This window comes from Micromonospora parastrephiae (assembly GCF_016802865.1).
Lineage (GTDB): Bacteria > Actinomycetota > Actinomycetes > Mycobacteriales > Micromonosporaceae > Micromonospora > Micromonospora parastrephiae.
In genome coordinates this window covers 18,693-40,980 of record NZ_JAEVHM010000037.1, presented here as the reverse complement: position 1 = coordinate 40,980, position 22,288 = coordinate 18,693, and the positions used below count along the sequence as shown (strand labels likewise).

Here is a 22,288-nt window from a genome sequence, read left to right as displayed (position 1 = left end):
TGGGTGTCCAGTTCGGGACCGGGTTCGTTCACCTTGGTGACGGTGCCGTCGGGCTCGACCAGGCTGATGTTGCTGCGGATCTCGCCCCGGACCGGCACCTCCCGGACGGGCAGACCGATCAGTCGGAGCATCTGGGAGAGCTGGGCGCCGACCGAACCACCCACCGGCAGGACCGCGGTGGCCGGCCGGTCGTGGCGTTGCAGGGCCAGTGCGACGTTGACGCCCTTTCCGCTGGGTTCGCTCCAGCCGCGACTGCTGCGGATCACCGCGCCCCGGGGTAGGGCGTCGACGAAGACCGTCCGGTCGACGCTCGGGTTGGGGGTCAGGGTGAGGATCACGCGTACTCCATCCGTAGACCGGCGCTCGCCAGCTCGCGCCGTCGCAGGTCGGGGAGGCCGGTGTCGGTGATGAACAGGTCGATGTCGCTCGGGTCGCCGTGCCGGATGCCCCGGATCAGGCCGAACTTGCTGTGGTCGGCGAGCAGGATCCGGCGGGTGGCGGACGTGATCATGTGCCGTTTCACGGCCGCCTCGGCGAGGTCCGGTGTGGTCAGCCCCCGTTCCAGGGAGATGCCGTTGGTGCCGAGGAAGGCGACGTCGACGTTGATGTCGGCGAGGGCGCGGATCGCCCAGTCGTCGACCTGGGCCAGGGTCGGGTTGCGTAGTCGGCCGCCGAGCGTGACGACGGTCAGCCGGGGCCGGTTGATCAGGGTCAGCGCGATCGGCAACGCGTTGGTGTAGACGGTCAGCTCGGCATGCCCGGGGAACATCTCCGCGAGCATCGCGGTGGTGGAGCCGGCGTCGATCAGCACCGAGCCGCCTGGCGGCACATGTGCCAGGGCGGCCCGGGCGATGCGCTCCTTCTCCGCGCCGAACTCGGTCCGGACCGAGACCGCCGGTTCGTAGGAGAGGCTCTCCACCGGTACCGCGCCGCCGTGCACCCGGCGCAGCAGGCCGTTGCGCTCCAACTGGATCAGGTCCTTGCGGACGGTCTCCCCGGTGACCCCGAGCGCGACGGCCACCTCGCCGGCCTCGACCCGGCCCTTGCGGCGCAACGCCTGGAGGATGTGCTGTTTACGCTCGTCCGCGTACGGCGGTCGGCTGGTCGTCGTGCCGGCTGGGCTGCTCATCGGACGTCCCTCTTCCCGGTCGCGGCGGTGTTGCCGGAGTGGGCGCCTGCCGTGCTGTCGACGGCGTCCGGGAAGTCGTCCACGCTGGCGTACGCCCCGGCCGCGAGCCCGGCCAGCAGGGCGGCGCCGCGCGCCCCGGCCTCGACGACCGGGGCGCGGCGTACCAGGCCGAGTCGGCGGCCCTTGGCCGCCATCAGCGCCTCGCTGCGCGACCAGCCGCCGACGGCGACGAGTTCGTGGTGGTCGCCGCTGTACGCGGTCATCGCGTCGTGGATGACGGCGATCTCGTCGGTGACCGTCTCCAGCGCGGCCCGCCAGACCTCCGCCGGCTCGGCGGATTCCCCCGCCGGTACGACGACCGACCGCCCCTCGTCGGCGATCCGCACCGCGACCCGGCCCGGCTCGACCCGCTCGGCGAGGAGGTCGAGCGGGGCAGGTCGGCACGCTCCAGCCCGAGCCCGGCGAGCACCCGTTGCAGCACCAGCCCGCCGGTGGTGGCGCCGAGCAGGCACCAGCGACCGGCCAGGGCGTGCCACCCGACGGTGACCCCGGCGGCGACCAGTCCAGCGACGGTCTCCGCGGGCAGGCCGGGCGGGACCGAACGGACCAGTGCCTCCGCGCTACCGCAGCTGTCCAGTTCGTCGCCGGGACGTACCGCGCCGGCGCCGATCGCGGCGACCTGGTGGTCGTGGCCGCAGACGGTGAGGGTGGCCCCGGTGAGCCGGTCGGGCCCGGCCCCCGCCCTGACGGTGCCGAGCGCGGTTCCGGCGGTCACCAGGTCGGGCATCTGCGAGGCGCGCGCCCCCGACCATTCCAGCGCCTCGGGCCACCAGTCCCGGCCGTCGAGCCGCAGCCAGCCGGTTCGGGAGGCGAGGGACTGCTCGGTGGCCTCCGCTCCGCCGAGCGCGCGGACCACCCACTCGGCGATGTTGAGCCGACGTACGGCAGATCGGGTCTCCGGGTGGTGGGCGAGCAGCCAGCGGTGCTTGGTGAGCGCCCACTGATGCCGCAGCGGCAGGCCGGTGGTCCGGGCGAACGTCTCCGGGCCGATCCGGGCGTGCAGGTCGGCAAGTTCCGTCTCGTCGCGGGTGTCGTGCCAGGCGACGACCGGGCCGACCGGCTCGCCGGAACGGTCCAGCAGCACTCCGGACTCGCCCATGCTCGCCACACCGAGCCCGGCGACCGGGCCGGGCGGGGCGGCGGCCAGGGCACCGGCCAGGGCCTCTACCGCGGCGCGGAGCAGGGCGGCCGGGTCGAGTTCGGCGCCGGTCCGGGTGACTGTCCACGGTGTGGTCACCGCGGCCTGGGACAGCGGCTGGCCCGTGTCGGTGAAGACGACCGCCTTGCTGGCTGTGGTGCCGACATCGAGGCCGACGAGCAGGGGAGTCGCCACCCGGTCACCTCCTTGTGATGCGGTGCCATTGGCTTGTTTAATGCTGGGGATACTTGCTTTTCGTTGGGAAACTGTCAAGGGTGGGCCGCTCCGCCCCCGGGGTGACAACCGGCCACCCTGGAAACGGAGCATCAATGCCCCTCGTCGCCACCGGTCAACTGGTTGACCGTGCCCGTGCCGCGAACAGGGCGATCGCCGCCTTCAACGTGATCACTCTGGAGCACGCCGAGGGGATCGTCGCCGGGGCCGAGCAGGCCGGCCGGGCCGTGGTCCTCCAGATCAGTGAGAACGCCGTCCGTTTCCACCACGGTCGACTCGCCCCGATCGCCGCCGCCGTCACCGCGCTGGCCGAACTCGCCGACGTGCCGGTGGCCGTACACCTCGACCACGTGGAGAGCCGGGACCTGCTGCACGCGGCGGAGGGGACCGGGATCAGCTCGGCGATGTTCGACGCGTCGAAACTGGACTACGCCGACAACGTCAGCGCCACCGCGGCGGCGGTCGGCTGGGCGCACGCGCGGGGGCTGTGGTTGGAGGCGGAGCTGGGGGAGGTCGGTGGCAAGGACGGCGCACACGCACCAGGGGTCCGCACCGATCCGGCCGAGGCGGCCGAGTTCGTTGCCGCGACCGGAGTCGATGCCCTGGCCGTGGCGGTCGGCAGCTCCCACGCGATGACCGACCGGACGGCCGCGCTCGACTTCGCGCTCATCGGCCGGCTCCGGGAGACGCTGCCGGTGCCGCTGGTGCTGCACGGCTCCTCGGGCGTCCCCGACGACGACCTGGTCCGGGCCGTGCGCGCCGGAATCGTGAAAATCAACGTCGGCACCATCCTGAACGTGGCCTTCACCGAGGCCGTCCGGGCCAAGCTGGCCGCCGCGCCGGTGGTCGATCCACGGAAGTACCTGGCGCCGGCACGGGACGCGATCGCCCGAACCGTCGCCCACCTGGTCACCACGATCTCGTGAGCGACGGGTCAGCGAGGTGCTGACCGGCGGCGCCACAAAAGACGGCCGCCGGGGTCGGTCTGACAATTACCGTACGGCGACGTCCGGAGAGCCGCCCCGGTCGAGCGTGACCGGGTCCGCCACGTTCGCCGCCGCGGCCTCGCCGCGCTTTTCGTCGGCGTAGACCATCAGGGTGGAGCCGACGATGGCGAGCACGATGCCGATCGCGGCGTAGACCGACGGCATCCGTTGGTAGACGATCAGGGAGAGGATCACGGTCAGCACGGGCGCCAGGGCGTTGGTCGTCGGGGCCACGATCGAGGCTTTGCCCCGGCTGAACGCCATCACCAGGAACAGCGCTCCGACGGCGTTGAGCAGCTGGGTGACCCCGGCGAGGGTCGGCGCCTGCCAGGGCGCGTCCAGCGCCAGGCCGCCCGCCATCCAGATGGCGATCGGCGCCAGCAGCAGACCACTGATCGTCATCCAGGTGAAGGTGGTGGCGTCGTTGACGCCGACCGTGGCCGCCTTGCGCATGAAGTAGGCCTGCACACCCCAGGCGACGCAGACCACGATGGCCAGGAGCAACCACATCCCACCGGTGGCGGAACCGTCGCCGCCGCTCACGCTGAACAGCACGACCGCGACCAGCGCCGCGATCACACCGACCACGGCGAGCCGCGGAATGCGCTCGCGCAACAGCGCGGTGGCCATCAGCACGGTGATCGCCGGAGACAGCGCGATCAGCGGGAAGATCAGGTAGGCCGGGCCGATGGTGAGCGCCTTGAACAGCAGCAACTGGCCGCCGGCGCCGGTCAGGCCAACCAGCAGGCCGTACACGGCTGCGATCGGGCGACGGTCCAGCCGGTTGCCGCGCAGCGCGGCGACGGCAGGGATGATCATGGTGATGGACCAGACGACGTAGACCATGCCGTCGGGGTAGCCGTAGTCACTGGTCGGGACGGCGGAGAAGGCTCCCCAGACGCCCCAGAACAGCACAAGCAGGCCCGCGTACGGAATCCAGCTACGGCTGATGCGGGAAATAGTTGTTGGCATCTGCGCCTCCTCAGGCGGCGGTGGCGGTCGGGGTGGTCCGGAGACGAGCGAGCGCATCGGCGCCCAACGGGCTGCCGGCCTGTTTCGCGGCATAGAGCGCCGCGCCGACGACCGGTGAATAGATGGGCTGACGAAGGTCGTACCGGTCGTGCAGCGTGTGGAGGTGCTGTTGGAACGCCTCGAGCACCTGTGCCGCGTTGAACGTGCCGCCGGAGTAGGACACCAGCACCTGCTCTTCGGCGGGGTAGCCGAGTCGGCTACGGGTGGTCTCCACCAGATGGGCGAGTTCCTGGCCGGCCTCGGCGAGGATCGCCGCGGCCGCCTTGTCGCCCTGGTCGGCGGCGCGGGTGACCAGTGGGCTCAGCGCCGCGATCTCGCCGCGGTCGCCCTGCCACCGGTTGAGCACGATGTCGATCAGATCCAGGTCCGCGGACAACCCCAGGTGGTCGCGGAGGACTTCCAGCAGCGGGCCGCCGGGCTGTCGACCGTCGCTCATCCGGGAGAACGTCTGCAGGCCGCGGGTGGCGATCCAGTACGCCGAGCCCTCGTCGCCGAACAGTTCGCTCCAGCCGCCGACGCGCAGGCCACGACCGGCGCGTTCGCCGTAGGTCATCGATCCGGTGCCGCTGATCACGTTGATGCCGTCCGCGGCGCCCAGCGAGCCGGACCAGCCGCAGAGCATGTCGTTGTCGACCCGGTACCGGTCGTGGCCGAGGACCCCCCGTGGCGCAGCGTCGAGGGCGGCGACGTCTCCGCTCACCTCGCCGTAGGTCGGGATCCCGAAGAACGCGAAGTCGATGTCGGCCGGTGTGCTGCCGGCCGTCGCGCAGACGGCGCCGATCCCCTCCTCAAGGACCCGGGTGACCAGGCCGATGCCTTCAGTGAAGTAGTAGCTGCTGGCGGTCGTCGCCTGGGCCACGATCGAGCCGTCAGCCCGCAGTAGGCAGAAGGCGGTCTTGGTGCCGCCACCGTCCACGCCGAGGAACATGTGTCTCACCTCCGACTGGCGCCACTGCTGACGTCAGCTCTGTCGCCCGTCCGGGCCGGGATGGCCCTGATCCGGACCTGTTGGCCTGGCCGCGAGCTAGCGGACAGGGGGTGCATGATCGCGCCCTGGACGACCCGGTTGACCTCCCCGCCGGGGAAGGGGTTGTCGGGTGTGAGCCCCTGCGCCAGGGAGAAGTGCAGGCCGATGAGCTGCGCGCAGAGCACCGCGGGCAGCGCCAGCGCGGCGTCCTCCACGTCCTCGATGCCGGGTAGCGTCCAGGCGTTCTCCCCGGCTGGCTTTCCGGCGTGACCGGTGACGGTGACAAGGTTCCGTTCCGGGATGACCCGCAGCAGCTCGGTCACCATGTCACGGTCGTACTGGCTGGTGTATGGATCGTTGGACTCGTAGCTGACCACCAGGGTCTGCTCGTCGAGCACGGATTTCGGTCCGTGCCGGAAGGCCAGCGCGGACTCGGCCAGGGCCACCACCCGGCCGGCGGTCAGCTCCAGTACCTTCAGGGCGGATTCCTTGGCCGCGCCGTGCAGGGCGCCGCTGCCGAGGTAGACGATCCGGGAGTAACCGCGGGCGGCGAGGTCGGCTGCCGAGGCCGGCCGGGTGGCCAGGATCTGCTCGGCCGCGGTGGCGAGCCGCTCCACCAGGGCATCGTCGGGGCCGCCGAGAGCCAGCAAGCCGGCAAGCACCATCCCGGTGAAGCTGGACGTCATCGCGAAGCCCCGGTCGTTGGCCGCCTCGGGCAGCAGTAGCACGTGCGCGGTTGACCGATCCGCGTGCCGAATGGCGAGCCGGCCGTGCTCGTTGCAGGTCACCACCAGGTGCCAGCAGTCGGTCAGCACCTCGGTGGCCAGCTCGGTGGCGGTGACGCTTTCCGGGCTGTCACCGGAGCGGGCGAACGACACCAGCAGCGTCGGGACGTCCTCCGCGAAGCAGGCCAGCGGGTCGGCCACGATGTCGGTGGTGGCGACGGCGTCCACCCGGCGGCCCAGCCGCCGGCGCAGCGACGGCGCCAGGACCTCGCCGACGTACGCGGAGGTGCCCGCGCCGGTGAGCACGATGCGCAGGTCGGGCCGTTCGAGCAGCGGCTTCAGGAACGTGGCGGTCACCGTATCCGACTCCGCCGCCAGCTGGCCGATCTGCCGCCACACGGCCGGCTGCTGCGCGATTTCGCGGCTGGTGTGGACGGCGTCGCGCCGGCGCAGGTAGTCAGGGTCGTGGCCGAGGAGAATGCTCATGCTGCCCGCCGCCGTTCGGAAGAGGTGGTCGCGCGGCGGTAGCCGCGCAGGACGTCGCGGATGCGATCGAGCACGAGCTCGACGGGGTGGTTGTCGAGGGTGCCGGCGCGGACCCGCTGGTACTGGTCGGGCAGGTACTGGCTGAGCAGCGGCAGCGGGATGTGCCGGTCGGCCAGGTTTCCCAGCAGGCGCCGCTCGGCGGCCTGGATCTCCGGGTCCGGCCAGTAGTAGCGCATCCGGTCGCTGTAGCTGTACCGCCGGGCCAGGCGCTGCTCGGCGTCGTCGCCGGTGTAGTACTTCGCCCACTGCCCGGGCTCGGCGAGCATTCGCTGCTCGACCACCTCTGGCAGGCGCGAGCGGTCGTGCTCCCCAACGAGTTCGGCCTCGATCGCGGCCAGCGCGAACAGGGCCTCCCGCAGCGCGAACGTCACGCCGGGTCCGACCTTGAGCACCGCCCAGTGATCCTCGACCAGCGCGGCCAGCCGCGGGACGGTCTGGTAGTCCGTGGAGTGGGCCTCGAAGACCATCGTCGGCTCGTCGTCCAGGACCCGCTGCAGGTCCTTGGTGCGGTCCCGGTCGTAGTCGACCACCCGGAGGTGGTCGAACTCGACGCCCGGCTGGACGACCAGGGCCATCACCTGCGGCCACACGTGATCGAGGCCCTGCTCGGCGAAAGCCGCCCGGTGTCGGGCCAGGGTGCTACGGGCCGACTCGGCGGTGGTGGGTAGGAGCTCCTCGATCGTCTCCTCGGCACCGCCGGGAACCGGGACCTCGGTGCCGATGACGTACCGGAGTTCCCCGGCCCGACCCATCGCGGCGGCGGTCTTCTCGGCGACCGCGAGCATGCGGGCAGCGCGGCTGGCCATCACCTCGTCGGTCAGCGGGGTCTGGTCGTCCGCGCAGGGATAGCTGCAGTCGAGGTGGATCTTGGTGAAGCCGGCCTCGACGTACGCCGCCACGAGCACGTCAACGCGCGCCATGGCCTGCTCGGCAGGCAGTGAACGCCACCGGTTCGGGCCAAGGTGGTCGCCGCCGAGCACGACCCGCTCGCGAGGCAGGCCGGCGTGATCGGCGGCCCGGTGGACCAGGTCACGGAAGTCTGCCGGTCGCATACCGGTATAGCCGCCGGTCTGGTCGACCTGGTTCGAGGTCGCCTCGATCAACACCAGGTCGCCGTCTTCCTGGGCCTGAGCCATCGCGGCCCGCAGGACCAGGGGATGGGCGGAGCAGATCGACGTGACGCCGACCGGTTCCCCCTGTTTGTGCCGGGCGATGATGGCGTCGAGCGGGTTACTCACGGGCCGGTTCCTCCTCCTCGCCGTTCCGAAGCTGGTAGTGGACCCTACTGGTATTCCTTCTGGTCGGCTACTGTCTGGCTGGTATTTAATCTGGTATGCAGCGTCCCGGGTTGGTTCAGCGAGCGCCACCGATGTCGGCCGACGAAAACGCCGCATCGGTCGACATCGACTGATGCGGAGACTGGTATCGCCATCGGACTCTTCGTCAGCTCATCGCTTTGCTGTGCCAAGGCGCTACCGCCGGGCAGCGCGACGACCGCGCCGCGATTTCCGCCCGGTCGGCTGGGTGGCTCGGAAGCGCCCGGTACACCGTGGAGAGCGGACAGTCGATCGACGAGATGGCGGTTGCGGGACGGTCCTCGTTGCCCGATGCGACGCGGGCTCGCGCGGGTGACCGACGTGCGGTCGCGAGACCGCCGGCCAGCTCAGGGCTGTGGTCGGGAGCGAGGCTTCGGTGCAGGGGCATGGTCAACCGGCGACCGCCTGACGCCGGTCACGATGGTGCCGAGGAGAATGCTGATCACGGCCGATTGGTGATGGAGGCGCGAAAGCGGTAGCGGTCCCCCCGGTAGACCTGGACCGTCAGCTCGATCGGGCGGTCTGCCTGGTTGAAGGTCAGCGTGGTCGCGACCAGCATCGGCATGGTGTCGCTGATCCCGAACAGGTCGATTTCTCGTGGCGTCGGGTGGCGGGCTTCGCACGAGTAGTCGGCGACGCGCGGCAGCTGTGGCGGCTCGGCCCCGCGCAGAGTGGCGTAGAGCGAGGCGGTATTGAAGTCGGTCTCGGCCAGAGCCGGGCAGGCCGCCAACGGGAGCCGGTTGTGCTCCAGTGCGACCAGCAGGTCGTCGAGGAAGCGCAGTCGGTGGAGCTCGAAGAGGTCGGCGCCGGGAGCGATGCGCAGGTCTTCGGCCTCGGACACCGTTGCCGGACGGACCGTGGCGGACAGAACCCGGCTGCTCGGCGTCAGACCGTTGACGCGGGCGAAGTCGGCGAGGCCCTGCACCTGAGGGACTGCCGGAGTGGACGCCACCGCCGGGTCAGAGGGCTGGTCCAGGTTGGCGACGAACCATCCGCGCGACGACGCCGGTCGCACGATGCCTCGCGATTCCAGCTCGGCGAGGGCGGCTCGCAGCGTCACGCGCGAGACCGTGTACCGAGTCGCCAACGTCCGCTCGGAGGGCAGTCGGTCGCCGACGTGGGCGGCGGTGGCGCGCAGGTCGGCGAGCAGCTGCGCGGCGGTGCGCTCGTAGAGAGGAAGCGCGTCGTCGGCGAACAGGGCACGGGGCATCCGCGTCCTCGCAACATTCATAACCAGCCAACCATACCGGTTCGATCGATCGCCGAGCCAGGCGCCCGTGGGCGAGCCCCCGCCTCAACGAAGGTGTGGCGGCCGACCAGAAATTACCGGGAACCGACCATTGACAGGCCAACAGCATACCACTTACGTTCGTCGAGCAGACCAGCCCGACGTGAACGGGGGGTGCTCTATCCGGAGCTTCTGCTCGATCTTGTCGGCGCCAACGTCCCGGTTCGGTTGGTATCCCCCTTGGGCTGCTGTGCATCCGCTGGTGACGGAGGCGGCGGTGGCGCAGTCCTTCCACGATGGCGCTCCGCCGCTGTCGGATGCGACGTCGAACCAGGTCGACCAGCTCGACGGCTACCCGGGCATGCGGCCGTCGGATCTTCGTGACCTTGTCCTCGAGTCCGCAGAACGTACCGGCACGTTCAAGGTGGCTCGATCTTGCTGATCCACATCGACGAGCACACGGCGCGGCCTGGTCGTCAGAGCCGCGCCACGAGCCCGAAGGAGTTTGAGATGGCCGACATCAATCGGCGGACCGTACTGAAGGTGGCACTGGGTGGCGCCGGCCTGGCTGCCGTCCCCGCGGTGACCGCGGCCGTGGGTGCCGCACCCGCAGCCGCCGCACCGAACCGTGGTCCCGATGTCGTCGGGGTCGGCGACACCTCCATCACGGTGGAGTTCGACGACAAACTGCACAGTCGGGTGGCCCTGAAGGGCGTCAACGTCACCCGCTTCGACGCCAGCGAAACCCTGCTACTGGGCGGTACCACGGTCGGCGACTTCACCTACCGGGGTCACGAGACCCGCAAGATCACGCATCCCCGGCACGGTGCGGGCGTCCAGGCGACCGTCCGCGGCGACTCCACGACCGGCGTGCGGAAGACCGTGGAGCTCACCTCCTTCCAGCACCTGGCCGGCATGATCGTGATGAAGGTGACCTACACCAACATCTCCGGTGCCGCGCTGAAGGTCACCGGGTGGCGCAGCGGGGCGCACGAGCTCCTGGAGAAGCCCGGCGGCTTCTACACCTTCTCGGGTACGACCTATGAGAACCGTCGCGACTGGGTGCAGCCGGTGACGGACGGGTTCAACCAGAAGAACTCGCTCGGCATGGACGCCTCCGACTACGGCGGCGGCACGCCGATGGCGTCCGTCTGGCGTTCGGGCGCCGGCATCTCCGTCGGACACGTCGAACCCGTGGCGAGGATCCTGCGTCTGCCGGTCCGCAAGACGGCCAACGGGGCGAGCATCGCCGTCGAAGGCGACGTCGCCCGCACCCTGAAGCCGGGCCAGGAGCTGACCACCGACACCACCTTCCTGACGGCGCACCCGGGCGACCACTTCGCGCCGCTCCAGCGCTACCGCGACTACATGAGTGATATCGGCCAGCGCGCCCACAAGGCGCCGGCCTCGGCCTTCGACCCGATCTGGTGCGCCTGGGGTTACGAGCGCGACTTCACCGTGGAGCAGGTCATCGGGACGCTTCCCAAGGCGCGTGAGATCGGCCTCAAGTGGGCGGTACTCGACGACGGCTGGCAGACCAACGAGGGCGACTGGGACCTCAACCCGCAGAAGTTCCCGCGCGGCGAGGCCGACATGCAGGCCTTCACCAAGCAGATCCGGGACGCCGGTCTGCGGCCGCGTCTGTGGTGGGCCCCGCTGGCGGCGGATCCCGAGAGCAACCTGTTCAAGAACCGCCCCGACATGCTCCTGCTGGACCGCGACGGCAAGATGCAGGAAGTCAGCTGGTGGGACGCCTACACACTGTGCCCGGCCTACCAGCCGACGGTGGACTACTTCGTCGGGCAGGTGAAGAAGTTCATCGGTGAGTGGGGCTACGAGGGACTCAAGATCGACGGGCAGCACCTCAACGCCGTCACCCCCTGCTACAACCCCGCGCACAAGCACGCCCGCCCGGAGGAGTCGACCGAGGGCCTGGCGCAGTTCTGGAAGGCGGTGCACGAGGCCGCGCGCGAGGCGAACCGCAACGCGGTCATCGAGCTCTGCCCCTGCGGCACCGCCTTCGCGTTCCACAACCTGCCCTACATCGACCAGTACCCGGGCTCGGACCCGGAGTCGTCGTACCAGGTCCGGACCAAGGGCAAGACGATGAAGGCGATGATGGGTCACGGCGCCAGTTACGCCGGCGACCACGTCGAACTGAGCGACGGCGGCGACGACTTCGCGTCCAGCTACGGGGTGGGAGCCGTCCTGTCGACCAAGTTCACCTACCCGGAGGGCCCGGACAACGACACGCTGCTCACCGCGGAGAAGGATGCGCTCTGGCGCAAGTGGGTGAACCTGTACAAGCGCAACATGCTGCCCACCGGCGAGTACCGGGGCGAGCTGTATGACATCGGTTTCGACAAGCCCGAGGCGCATGTCGTCACCAAGGACAAGGCCCTGCACTACGCCTTCTACGCCGACCAATGGAACGGGACGGTCGAGCTGCGTGGTCTGGGCCGGGGCAGGTACCGCCTGACCGACCCGTTCAACGGCGTCTCCCTCGGCACCGTCGATGCCCAGCGCAACACCGTGCAGCTGACCTTCAAGAAGTTCCAGCTCATCGTGGCCGAGCCCATCGGCTGAGCTGTCTGACGTCCAGGCCGCGAGGTCTCCGGTAGCGGGTTCATCGACCATGAGGAACCTGAAATGCCGGAGACCTCGCGGTGTCCGTCTGCCCGACCAAGAACGCCCGCACTCCTCGGCCCGCCGGCCGGGTAACTGCAACCCGTCGCGGTCACCGCGGGGGCACCTGAACCGTCGTCCCCGCACCTCGAGCTCGGGTGGCTACCCCACCGAGGCTCCCTGTCGGAGACGCCATGCGTCGCTGAGCGTGATACCGAACAGGACGCCCGCGGTGACGGCCACGACGAGGATCGGTCCCAGCATGGTCAACGCGGGGGTGGCGCCGATCAGCAGCGCCAGCCAGACCAGCCGCGACCGCAGGAGCTGGCCGAGGAGCACGTACTCGGAACCCATCCGTCCGAGCACGAACAGAGCCGGCCCGCCGACGATGAGGACGAGCCAGCTCGCGGGCGTGGTACCGCGGGGTTCCTCGAGGACGAGGTCCACCCCGGCTGACGTGGCGATGACCCCGGTCACCACAACGGCATAGACGTACGGCGCGATGCGCACGGCCTGGCGCGGACTCTGGTGCGCCGACCGGTCGACGAGCGTGTTGCTCTGCCGCACGTAGATCTGCCAGAACAGCAGCGCGGTGGCGATCGCGGTGAGGAAGGCGGCGGCCCGGGCGGGGGTGTGCACCGCGCTGGCGAATTTCAGCGTTGCCATCAGCGTCAGTTCGCCGAGGGCCAGAATCGCGATCTGCTGGTACCGCTCGCCGGGTCCAGCCGAGGACCGAGGGGTGTCGTTCCAGCCGTTTGATGCCGGCGAGCAGCCCTCGATTGTTGGCTTTCCTAGAGCAGCCACTCTCTGTGGAGCTCCGCGCAGGCGGATCCATCTCGGATGTTGGCGATTGCGGTGATCGGTTATGTCGGCGACGGGGGCTGAGCGGCGGCAAGGGCGTCGCCGAGGTCGGAGCGGCGGTAGAGGACCGAGCGGCCGTGTCTTGCGCTGACCAGGAGGCCACCGACGTGCAGAGCGCGCAGGTGTTGGTTTACCGCGGTCGTGGTGACGCCCAAGCGGGCGGCGAGCTCGGTCGACGACGTGGGGGTGTAGAGGTGGATGAGCAGGCCGGCTCGCGTGGCGCCCAACAGCGCGGACAGCGCGTCCGGGGACGGTAGCGGCTGCGGTTCCCACAACGTCGCCACACCGCGTGCTTTGTAGAGGATCATCGGGGGCTCGTCGGGCGAGATGGGGGTCGACGCGGTCGTGGCCCACAGCGTGGGCACGAGGGTCAAGCCGCCAGTGGTGGGGGTGGTGTAGTTGAGCTTCGAGTGGAGCTGGACCTCGACGACGTTGTCGACGAGCCGGACTGTGCTAGCCAGGCCGGCGAACATGGCCGCCAGGCCGTGCTGGGCGATTTGCCGGCCGCGAAACGTGACATCACCTTCTAGTAATGCGCGCATGCGCGGCCAGTGGGGCTCGAAGCAGCGTTGCCAATATTCGGCCAGCGCGTCGACGATCCGGGCGAGCGCCGGCGCCGGCCTGCCGCGCAGGGGAGCGGGTAGGGGTGCGCCGCCGTGGACCAGCCGTAGGTCGCGCTGGACGGTGACCGGGTCGGTGGCGGCGATGCGCGCCAGCTCGTCGTCGAAGCGAGTCAGCGGTGAGTAGGGGCGGGGGTTGAGGAAGTCCGGCGTCCAGAGCCGCGCGTTGGTCAGCGCGAGCAGCAGCGCCGAATCGAGCTTGCCCAGCGCCTCGTCGAGACCGTGCAGCCAACGCAGGTGCAACGGGAAGCGGCCCGGATCGCGCACGGCGCGCAGCGACCGCACGAGCTCGTTGAGTGGTGACACCGCGAATCGCACGTCCGCCAGGTCCATGCCGATCAGCTGGTACCGAACCATGAAGCAATACGCTACATCGTTGGTACGGAACCTCAGGATCCTGGAACAACTGTGGCGTGCTGTTCGTCGCAAACCGCCCCGCTGCTGCCCTGTCCGGGTGGCTCCAGCGCTACCTGCGTCCGGACGATCCGGTCGCGCGGGCCTTGACCTGGGCCACCATCTCTTCCTCGCTGTCCCGCGCGGTCTTTTTCAGCGTCAGCGTCCTGTTCTTCACCCGCGTCGCCGGGTTCACCGCGACCACCGTGGGAGTCGCCCTCACCGTCGCCGGTGCAGTCGCCGTCGGTGCGGCGCTCGGGGCGGGCTACCTCGCCCGGCTCGTCGGTGCGCGCTCGGTACTAATGGCCACCGCCGCCGGACAGGGGGTGGCGTTGGGCGGCTACCTCGTGGTGCGCACACCGGTCGCGTTCGTCGTCGTCGCGTGCGTTGCCGTAAGCCTGTCGTCCATGCAGCGCACGGCGCTGGCCACGACGATCGCCGAGTCGTTCACCGGGTCCGAGCGGATCGAGGTGCGTGCCCGGCTGCGGGCCGTCACCAACGCCTTCATCGGCGTTGGCACCGGGCTGGCCGCCGTCGCGCTGGCCGTCGGTACCCGACCGGCCTATCTCACGGCGATGGCCGCGACCGGCGTGCTGCAGGTCGTCTCCGTCGTTCCGCTGCGCCGCGTGCCCCGAGCGGTGGTAGCGCCCTCGTCCGGGCCGGCCCGGCAGGTCCGGCGGTCGCCGCTGCGTGACCGGACCTACCTCGTCGCCACCGGGCTCTACGCCGTCACGACAATGCAGTTCGGCATGCTGACGGTGGGCGTGCCGTTGTGGATATCCGGCTGGACGAACGCTCCGGCAGTTACCGTCGCGGTGCTGCTAACCCTGGACGCGGCCATAGTGTCGCTGTTGCAGGTCTGGGCGGCCCGCGGCGCGAAAACAATACGCGCGGCCGGGCGCGCAACAGCCCGAGGCGGCGTCCTGCTCGCCGTGGCCTGCGGGCTCTACGCGGCGGCCACCGAACGCTCGGTCGTGGTGGCCGTAACTGTACTGACACTCGCGACGATCGCGCATAGCTTGGCCGAGATCCAGTCCGAGGCCGGCAGATGGACGCTCGCCTTCGAACTGGCCGACCCCACCAATGCAGGCGCGTACCAAGGGGTGAGCCAGATGGGAATGGCCGTGGGCACGATGCTCGCGCCGTTGGTCGTAACCGCGACCGCCATTGAGCACGGCCGAGCCGGCTGGGCGGCGCTAGCCGCGCTCTTCCTCGCCGCCGGCCTGTCGACGTTGTGGCTCGCCAAACGGCACAGCGCCCGAAAAACTCCAGCCTGACCGGGTGGTCGGGCCATGCCCATTGCGATCCCGGGCCGAGCCCTCAAGCGAGACTGTGCGCGAGCTTCGGGCCGCGCCGGGGATGTCGGGCAGCGGGTCGTCGGAGATCGACAGTGGCGGCCACCGCTGGTTGTGGCGTGGGAGATGTCGACTCCGGCGGTGTCGAACACCGCTGGGTAGGTGGCCATCGGCAGATCTGCCGGGGTCGCAGACCACCCGGTCGGCGCCCAGCTCGCGAGCCGCGGGGAGGTGGTTGGGCCGTGACACCAGCGCATCTATCGTGATTCCGGCGGGCAAGCTGAACGGCCAGCCCGCCAAGCTTCGGCGGTGCCGGTGATCAGCAGCCGCTGTCCCGGGGCCGGGCCGAGGGCGTCGAGCGCCTGCCAGGCGGTGAGCCCGCTAGCGCGAGCGTCGCGGTCTCGACCAGGCTCACCGTCGCGGGCGCTGGTGCGAGCAGATGCGCGGGCAGCGTGACCAGCTCTGCCCAAGTGCCGCGACCGGTGGCGATCTGCGCAGACATCGCGATCACCCGGTCTCCAGGCGTGCAGCCGGGATCTCCTCAGCCGCTCGGCTGGGGTTCGCAGACGTTCTAACCTCGGTGGGTTTCCCAGCTTTCGATCTTGTGTCTCCGCAGTTCGGGGCATTTGTGCACAAGGGACGCCTACGGATCAGGAGGTTAGGGGTTTTAGGCGGGAGGATCAGCATGCCAGCCACGTGCCAGTACTCGGCGTTCCGAGGGGGCGGCATGAGCGGGCTTGAGTTGTGAACACTCTCGCGCCACAAGCTGGCGTTCCCGACTTCTCGGGGCGATGATCTTCGTCTTTCCAAACTGAGGCTCTGGGCTTGGCGCCACAGGAGAGCCGAGTTTGATAGGTAGCTGCTCGCTGACCCCTACAGCCCATGGCGAGATCGGGCGGCCCGGCCACGAAGGCCGGACCGCCCGGGTGTTGCCAGCATGACGCCGAGGAGTGTTAGCAGGTCTCGATCCAGCGTGACCTCACGCCGGCGTCCAGCGTCACCTCGTCACCCGTAGCTACGGTGACCCAGTCGGTGTGGCCGTAGTTGGCGCCACCGGTCTCGTTCCAGTAGTAGATCAGATCCGAGTCGGCCGAGTCGATGAAGTCGTGCGGGTCGTGCACGTGGAACTGCACGCGGTAGGTGCCCGAGCGGACGTACGCGGTGAAGGTGCCGTCGGGGTTGATGGTGGTCAGCCCGCCGGAGCCGGACTGGCCGGGGGCCGTCACCACGTCGATGCGGGAGATCCCGTCGGAGCCGACCGGGGCGCCCACCTCGCACGAGTCCCATACGCGGTTGTTGTTGCCGTCCACCCAGACCGTGCCGCGGATGATTGCCCCCTGCTCGACCGTGACGGTGTGCCGCGCCGTGTTGTTCTCCAGGGTCGTCTCCGGCGACGTCGTCGCCGCGGTCGCCTCCATCGTCACGACGTCGCCGGCGTTGGTGGCGGTGAGCATTCCGCCGTAGTACAGCTGCTCGCTGGTCTCGCCCGGCCGCAGCGGGCGGTGCAGGCACCGCGAGCCGGTCTGGCCGTCGGCCACACCGTCGCCGAACGTGCAGTCCCACCCCTCGCTCGATGTCTCGAAGCCCTGCATCCCGGCCGGTACCGGGATGGTGACGATCACTTCGCCCGAGGGCGAGTTCCCGGTGTTCCGGACCGACGCGGAAACATTCACATACTCGTTCGGGAGCAACTGCTGGCTGGTGGCGGCGGGCACGAACTCGAGATCCATGGTGCTGGGGATGTAGCGCACGGTTGCCTGGCCGGTGTTGTTGGCGAGCGACGACTCGGCACCGGCCGAGACTGTGGCGCTGACGGTCAGCGTGTCGCCAGCGGTACCGGCCGGGAGCCCGAACGGGATGTTCAGCGCGTCGGCGACCTCCCCGGCGGCCAGCGGGGCGTGGGTGCAGGTCGCGGTGCCCAGAAGGTCACAGTGCCAGCTCGGGGGGATCACGAACCCGTCGGTGAAGAACCAGGCGCCGGCCGGCAGCGTGAACGCCACGGTCACGTCCCGGCTAGCCTTCGTGCCGGAGTTGCGCAGGTCCAGGGTGAGGGTTGCTGAGCCACCGCTGGCTGGCACTTCGACGGGGTCAACGGAGGTGGTGACCACGAGATCGGCCCGGGCGAGGGCGGCGCCGGCCGGGGCGGCGGGCAGCAGGCCGGTGCCGAGCGCGGCGAGCGCGCCGACCGCGAGGCCATTACGGAGTAGGTGCTGGCGAGTGGAGCGGGGTTTGACGGACATCAGTTCCTCGCGTTGGAGGGAAAGACCGGGTTGGCGGCCCGATCCTCGGGATCATCGGCGTCCCTCTGTTGGAGCGCCAAGATCGTAAACGCCGTTACGTCGGCGCCGGCTGGGCTTCCGCATACCGATTGGCTCACCGGTCGAGAGTGGACTGAACCGTTTTCGGGCGGGCTCCGTGTGGATGCCGAACGGCTTCCGGAGGTACTGGAGCCGGGTAGAACCTGGAGATTCCACATGATGCGCAAGCACCTGGTGCCCTTCGTCGCCGTGATGGCAGCCGGCCTCGCGGCGCTGACCGCGTGCAGTTCGACCCCGGAGGCGCCGGCACCGGCCCAGGCCTCCCCTGCGGCCAGCAGCCAGGTCGCCGCCCCCGTCAACGGGACCGGCGGGGACCTGTCGCTGCTCCCCGGCACCGCCAAGTCCAACAACTCCGCCCCGGGCATGGGCGACTGGGCCGTGCCGAACGGCGGCGTCGCGACCGGGGCGGCCCTCCAGGCGGCGCAGAAATGGGTCCAGCTGACCGCGAGCAAGGCCGGGGACCTCGACCCGGTGGTGGTCAACGGTGCGGGGCTGACCCTGTACCGCTTCGACAAGGACAGCAACAACCCGCCCACCTCGAACTGCAACGGGGACTGCGCGACGACCTGGCCGCCCGTGACGGTCACGCCGGGCGGCAAGATCTTCATCGCGGGGATCAAGAAGTCTGCGGTCGGTACGGTCCGCCGTGCCGACGGCACCCGCCAGGTCACCATCAACGGCTGGCCGGTGTACCGGTTCGCCAAGGACACCAAGCGCGGTGACACCCTCGGCCAGGGCGTCGGGGGCACCTGGTTCGGCGTGACTCCGAACGGCGGCAAGGCTGGCGTCAACGACGGCGGTCAGGCCACCCCGGACAACGGTGACGCGACCGCCCCGCCCGCCACCAGCGCCGTCTTCTTCGACGACGCCAACTTCAGCGACAACGGCGCCTCCCAGGGGGCCGCCGGCAAGAACGAGTGCCAGAACCTGGCGCGTCCCGGCGTCGCCTCCTCCGTCGCGGCGCCCGGCTCGCTGAAGATCTGGACGGGCCCGAACTGCACCGGCAAGTCGCAGGTCATCAACGGTGACGTCACCGACCTGGCGACCATCGGCTTCGACAACGCCGTCGCCTCGGTCCGCTTCAGCTGACCGTCCGACCTCACCCAGCGGGTGTGCCGGTCCGGCTCTTCGCCGGGCCGGCACACCCGTTTTCGTGTCCGCCGCGCCGGTGGCCCGACGTGCTCCGGCCGGCCTCCCCTCAACAGCGGCGCCTGACTGTGCCGCGACGTCAAGAAGGTGCTGGAAGATGACGTTTCGCAACAAGCGGGCGGTGCGCGGCGGACGGGCGACGGCTCTCGGCGGGGTGGCCCTCGCCGTGGCGGCCCTTCTCGTCGGCTGCACCCGGACCGTGGACGGGACCGGTGCCGCCGAACGCTGGAGCGCCACCAAGGTCGCCGGCCTGGACATCACCACGGGGGAGAGCGGTCCCCGGCCCGGGGAACCCGACACACGCCTGGTCGCCGAGGGTAGCGACGGCGGCGAGCTGGACCGGCTCGCCCGCAACGCCGTCGACGACGTACAGAAGTACTGGGCGGACGAGCTGCCCGCCGCCTTCGATCGCCGGTTCGACCCCGTCACCCGGCTCATCTCCTACGACTCCACGGGCCCCGAGGTCACCGTCTGCAACACCGGCACCGCCGGCGCGGTGAACGCCTTCTACTGCGCGCCGGACGACTCGGTCGCCTGGGACCGGGGACAACTGCTTCCCACGCTCAACGACTCGTTCGGGCCGATGGCGGTGGTGGCCGTCCTCGCGCACGAGGTGGGGCACGCCGTGCAGTTCCAGCTCGGCTCGGTCGACGGGCAGACCAGTTCCATCGTCAAGGAACAGCAGGCCGACTGCTACGCGGGGAGCTTCTTCCGGTGGGTGGCCGAGGGCAACGCCCCGCACTTCCAACTGTCCACCGGGCCCGGCCTCAACCAGATCCTCGCCACGCTGTTCTTCATCCGCGACGGCGCCGGCACCGGATTCGACGCCGAGGGGGCACACGGCAACGCCTTCGACCGGGTCTCGGCGTTCCAGTTCGGCTTCGGCGACGGCCCCGAACGGTGCGCCCGCATCGACGACACCGAGGTACGGCGACGGATCACCCAGCCGGCCAGTGGCCAGTCGCCGCCGACCGACGAGGTGACCGGCAACCTGCCGGTGGACGACCCGGACTCGCTGCTCGCCATGCAGGAGACGCTGCGGGCCGTGTTCGACCGGTCGGGTGCCCGGTGGCCGGCGATCAGGCAGGCCCTGTCGCCGTGCCCCGAGGTGGCCGTGACGACGCCCGCCTCCTACTGCCCGGCCACCAACACCGTCGGGCTGGACCTGGCCGAGCTGGGTCGCCTCGGTACCGCCCCGGAGCGGGGTGAGGGTGGCATGGGGGACTTCGCCGCATTCGCCGAGGTCGCCTCCCGCTACGCGCTCGCGCGGCAGCAGGCGGAGGGCTATCCGCTCACCGGGCTGGCCACGGCACAGCGCACGGCGTGCATGACCGGGGTCTGGGCGGCGACGATCGTGGCGGGCCGGGGCGCGGTCCTGCAGCTCTCCCCGGGCGACCTGGACGAGGCGGTGGCCGAGATGCTCGCACCGCGGAGCCTGATCGCCGCGGACGTCAACGGCGGCGGTATCCCCTCCGGGTTCGCCCGGGTCGAGGCGTTCCGCGACGGCTTCTCCGCCGGTGAGATCGCGCCGTGCCTGGAGAAGTACCGGTAGGACGCCTGCGTCGGCGGGTCCTCCCGGCCGAGTCGTCCGTCGGGGCGGCCCGTCCGGCTACAGCTTCACGCTGGCGTACGGCTTGCCGTCGGTGGTCTCCACCCGCACGCTGTCGACCTGGGCGGGGTCGATCAGGGCGCTGCCGTCGAGCGTGGTGCCGTCGGCCGCCCCCTTGCTGGACACCAGCCAGCTGCCGGTCAGCACGGTGCTGCCGTCCTTGCCGACGACGAGCAGGTGGCAGCGCGCCCCCTGGGGGATCCCGGAGACGGCGGCGTTGATCCGCACCCAGCCCTCTGCCGGCGTCATCGCGACGGTCAGCCGGGCGCCGGTGCCCGGGTCGGACGCGCTGGCGTACCGGGTCGCCGGGTCGGCAGAGGACACCGAGGCGGACGGCCCGGGCTGAGCCTCGACGTCCGGAGCCTCGCTGGTCGTGCGGCCGAGAACGACGCCGCCGGAGACTGCGGCGGCCAGGACCACTGCCGCGGCGGCGCTCAGCGCCACGCCTCGGCGCTGGCGCCGCCCGGACGATTCACTCCGGACCTGGCGCAGGGTGCGTTGCAACAGCAGGTCCCCGCCCTCCGGCGGCCCGTCGAGCAGCATCGCGTCCGGCACTGCCCGCAGCGCCGTCGTCCATTCCTGCAACGACTCGACCTCTGTCCGGCAATCCGCGCAGCCCGCCAGGTGTTCCTCTACCTGCCGGATCTGCTCATCGTCGAGCTCGCCCATCAGGTAGCCGCCAATGTCCGTGTGGTCATTGGCTGGCATCGAGCTGTCGGATTTCATGAGGCAGACCGTTCCACCCCGGCGGGGCGTCCCGCGATGTCGCGCAGCGCCCGGAGTGCGTAGTAGGAGCGTGACTTGACCGTGCCCGGCGGGATACCCAGCGCCTTTGCGGCTTCCGCGACTGTACTCCCGAGTAGGTATACCTGTTCAAGCACCTCACGGTGCTCGCGCGAGAGGCGGTTGAGGGCGTCCATCACCACCATCGAGTTGACCACCTGGTCGGCGTGGTCACGCTCGGTCGCGACGTCTGTGGGGCTCTCCGCGACCTCGGTCGGTCGCGCCCTGCGGGCGCGCACCGTGTCAGTGACGATGTTGCGCACCACGGTCAGCAGCCACCCCCGTACGGAGCCCTTGCCGTTGACCAGGCTGTCCGGGTGACGCCACGCTCGTACCAGCGCCTCCTGGACCACGTCCTCGGCGGCCGCGCGATCCCGGGTCAGCTGCGTCGCGTACGCGAGCATCGCGCGTCCGTGCTCCTCGTAGAGGGATCGGACCAAGGCCTCGTCTGCTACTGCCTGACGACGAACGGGCCTCAAACCCGCCATACGTACCACCCTCTGTTGGCCCCACGACGCCGGCTCCCACCGGTGCCCACAGGGCATCAGGATGCCTGTCGCGTTCCCGTTTACGGGAGATCGCAGACGAATGTGTATTTCTGCTCACGTTGTTGCGCCGTCAAATACCTTGGTCGCCCGGCGCGGCGGCCTTGGCGCCGTCCGGGGCCACCACGAACCAGAGCCCGTCGGCGCCCTGCCCGGAAATCTGCCCGGGCACCTTGTCGTCGGCGTAGCGGTAGACCGGCCAGCCGCCCACGGTCACCTGCTGGGTGCCGTCGGGACGGGCCATCGCGCCCAGTTTGGCGGGGTCGAGGTTCTCGAACTTGATCTTTTCGCTGACCAGCACCGGCAGCCACTCCATGAGGCAACCTTCCGTGCAGTTCGACTGGGACGGCGAAGAGCTGTCCTTGTCGAACCGGTAGAGGGTGAAGCCCTGCCCGTCGAGCACGATCGGGCCGAGTTCCGGGTTGTCTCCGAGCTGCACCGACGCCGGCCAGTAACCGTTGTCGGGGCTGCGCTGCCCCAGACCGTTCTGCGGGCTGTCCCCCGTTGGCTGCTGCACGGCACCGGTCTCCGGCTGCTGGGCGGCACCGGTCTCCGGCCGCTGGGTGCTGCCGGCCGAGTCCGGCTGGGGCATGGCGACCGGATCGGTCACCGTGGTCGTGCACCCGGTCGCGAGCAGCGCCACGGACAGCGCCAGGGAGCCGAGCAGCGTACGGGGAATGAGTGCCTTCATCGCCACACCAATCGATCGACAGGTTCGGACAGGAGAGA

20 protein-coding genes and 1 pseudogene are annotated in these 22,288 nt (G+C 70.2%); 6 read left to right on the top strand and 15 right to left on the bottom strand.

Translation table 11 applies throughout. The features are described from left to right. From JNW91_RS10910 to JNW91_RS32145, 4 genes and pseudogenes are all read right to left on the bottom strand, one after another. A partial coding sequence (locus tag JNW91_RS10910) for a PfkB family carbohydrate kinase (RefSeq protein WP_309244316.1) occupies positions 1–338 on the bottom strand: 338 nt, incomplete at its 3' end. Next, complete coding sequence (locus JNW91_RS10905; RefSeq protein WP_203174759.1) at positions 335–1,129, bottom strand: DeoR/GlpR family DNA-binding transcription regulator; 795 nt, start codon at positions 1,127–1,129, stop codon at positions 335–337. The genes JNW91_RS10905 and JNW91_RS10910, both read right to left, overlap by 4 nt. After that, positions 1,126–1,515, bottom strand: a complete 390-nt coding sequence (locus JNW91_RS32150) for an FGGY-family carbohydrate kinase (protein WP_309244315.1) — start codon at positions 1,513–1,515, stop codon at positions 1,126–1,128. Before JNW91_RS32150 ends, JNW91_RS10905 begins: the two co-directional genes overlap by 4 nt. 290 nt (positions 1,516–1,805) lie before the next feature. Further along, positions 1,806–2,654 (bottom strand): annotated as a pseudogene (locus tag JNW91_RS32145) (FGGY family carbohydrate kinase); the annotation flags it as partial. Positions 2,655–2,656: 2 nt separating this feature from the next. Between JNW91_RS32145 and JNW91_RS10890 the strand changes: the two are divergent. Beyond that, positions 2,657–3,487: a class II fructose-bisphosphate aldolase gene (locus JNW91_RS10890; RefSeq protein ID WP_203174757.1), complete on the top strand. Its 831-nt coding sequence runs from the start codon at positions 2,657–2,659 to the stop codon at positions 3,485–3,487. 66 nt (positions 3,488–3,553) lie between these two features. Here JNW91_RS10890 and JNW91_RS10885 read toward each other — a convergent pair whose 3' ends face one another. The 5 genes from JNW91_RS10885 to JNW91_RS10865 form a co-directional block, all read right to left on the bottom strand. Continuing rightward, positions 3,554–4,519 carry a DMT family transporter gene (locus tag JNW91_RS10885; protein WP_203174756.1) on the bottom strand — a complete coding sequence of 322 codons (966 nt, stop codon included), beginning with the start codon at positions 4,517–4,519 and terminating at the stop codon, positions 3,554–3,556. A 10-nt stretch (positions 4,520–4,529) separates the two neighbouring features. Next, positions 4,530–5,507, bottom strand: a complete 978-nt coding sequence (locus tag JNW91_RS10880) for an N-acetylglucosamine kinase (protein WP_203174755.1) — start codon at positions 5,505–5,507, stop codon at positions 4,530–4,532. Between the two features lie 5 nt (positions 5,508–5,512). Continuing rightward, positions 5,513–6,757 (bottom strand): SIS domain-containing protein, encoded by a 1,245-nt coding sequence (locus JNW91_RS10875; RefSeq protein ID WP_203174754.1) that lies wholly within the window; start codon positions 6,755–6,757, stop codon positions 5,513–5,515. After that, positions 6,754–8,055, bottom strand: coding sequence for a D-tagatose-bisphosphate aldolase, class II, non-catalytic subunit (locus JNW91_RS10870; RefSeq protein ID WP_309244314.1), 1,302 nt, complete (start codon positions 8,053–8,055; stop codon positions 6,754–6,756). Before JNW91_RS10870 ends, JNW91_RS10875 begins: the two co-directional genes overlap by 4 nt. Before the next feature lie 520 nt (positions 8,056–8,575). Further along, entirely contained in the window at positions 8,576–9,343 is a 768-nt protein-coding gene (locus JNW91_RS10865) for a GntR family transcriptional regulator (RefSeq protein WP_203174752.1), read from the bottom strand. 268 nt (positions 9,344–9,611) lie between these two features. Here JNW91_RS10865 and JNW91_RS10860 point away from each other — a divergent pair, with 268 nt between their 5' ends. Further along, positions 9,612–9,803, top strand: coding sequence for a class II D-tagatose-bisphosphate aldolase non-catalytic subunit (locus JNW91_RS10860; RefSeq protein WP_203174751.1), 192 nt, complete (start codon positions 9,612–9,614; stop codon positions 9,801–9,803). 68 nt (positions 9,804–9,871) lie between these two features. After that, positions 9,872–11,947, top strand: coding sequence for a glycoside hydrolase family 36 protein (locus JNW91_RS10855; protein ID WP_203174750.1), 2,076 nt, complete (start codon positions 9,872–9,874; stop codon positions 11,945–11,947). A 201-nt stretch (positions 11,948–12,148) separates the two neighbouring features. Here JNW91_RS10855 and JNW91_RS10850 read toward each other — a convergent pair whose 3' ends face one another. Continuing rightward, a complete protein-coding gene (locus tag JNW91_RS10850) occupies positions 12,149–12,790 on the bottom strand; it encodes a low temperature requirement protein A (RefSeq protein WP_203174749.1) in 642 nt (213 codons plus the stop codon). A gap of 59 nt (positions 12,791–12,849) precedes the next feature. After that, positions 12,850–13,824, bottom strand: coding sequence for an ArsR/SmtB family transcription factor (locus JNW91_RS10845; protein WP_203174748.1), 975 nt, complete (start codon positions 13,822–13,824; stop codon positions 12,850–12,852). A gap of 56 nt (positions 13,825–13,880) precedes the next feature. Here JNW91_RS10845 and JNW91_RS10840 point away from each other — a divergent pair, with 56 nt between their 5' ends. Beyond that, positions 13,881–15,137, top strand: coding sequence for an MFS transporter (locus JNW91_RS10840; protein ID WP_309244313.1), 1,257 nt, complete (start codon positions 13,881–13,883; stop codon positions 15,135–15,137). 971 nt (positions 15,138–16,108) lie between these two features. Here JNW91_RS10840 and JNW91_RS10835 read toward each other — a convergent pair. Then, positions 16,109–17,395 carry a DUF11 domain-containing protein gene (locus JNW91_RS10835; RefSeq protein ID WP_203174747.1) on the bottom strand — a complete coding sequence of 429 codons (1,287 nt, stop codon included), beginning with the start codon at positions 17,393–17,395 and terminating at the stop codon, positions 16,109–16,111. Between the two features lie 234 nt (positions 17,396–17,629). Here JNW91_RS10835 and JNW91_RS10830 point away from each other — a divergent pair, with 234 nt between their 5' ends. Both JNW91_RS10830 and JNW91_RS10825 read left to right on the top strand, forming a co-directional pair. After that, positions 17,630–18,562: a hypothetical protein gene (locus JNW91_RS10830; RefSeq protein WP_203174746.1), complete on the top strand. Its 933-nt coding sequence runs from the start codon at positions 17,630–17,632 to the stop codon at positions 18,560–18,562. 157 nt (positions 18,563–18,719) lie between these two features. Beyond that, positions 18,720–20,174, top strand: coding sequence for a neutral zinc metallopeptidase (locus JNW91_RS10825; RefSeq protein WP_203174745.1), 1,455 nt, complete (start codon positions 18,720–18,722; stop codon positions 20,172–20,174). Positions 20,175–20,231: 57 nt separating this feature from the next. On the opposite strand, the gene JNW91_RS10820 is transcribed toward JNW91_RS10825, so the two are convergent. The 3 genes from JNW91_RS10820 to JNW91_RS10810 all read right to left on the bottom strand — a co-directional run bounded on the left by JNW91_RS10820 (position 20,232) and on the right by JNW91_RS10810 (position 22,250). Continuing rightward, a complete protein-coding gene (locus tag JNW91_RS10820) occupies positions 20,232–20,957 on the bottom strand; it encodes an anti-sigma factor family protein (RefSeq protein WP_203174744.1) in 726 nt (241 codons plus the stop codon). Further along, positions 20,954–21,502, bottom strand: a complete 549-nt coding sequence (locus JNW91_RS10815; protein WP_203174743.1) for a sigma-70 family RNA polymerase sigma factor — start codon at positions 21,500–21,502, stop codon at positions 20,954–20,956. Before JNW91_RS10815 ends, JNW91_RS10820 begins: the two co-directional genes overlap by 4 nt. 130 nt (positions 21,503–21,632) lie before the next feature. Further along, positions 21,633–22,250 (bottom strand): COG4315 family predicted lipoprotein, encoded by a 618-nt coding sequence (locus JNW91_RS10810; RefSeq protein ID WP_203174742.1) that lies wholly within the window; start codon positions 22,248–22,250, stop codon positions 21,633–21,635. Between the last annotated feature and the right edge of the window lie 38 nt (positions 22,251–22,288).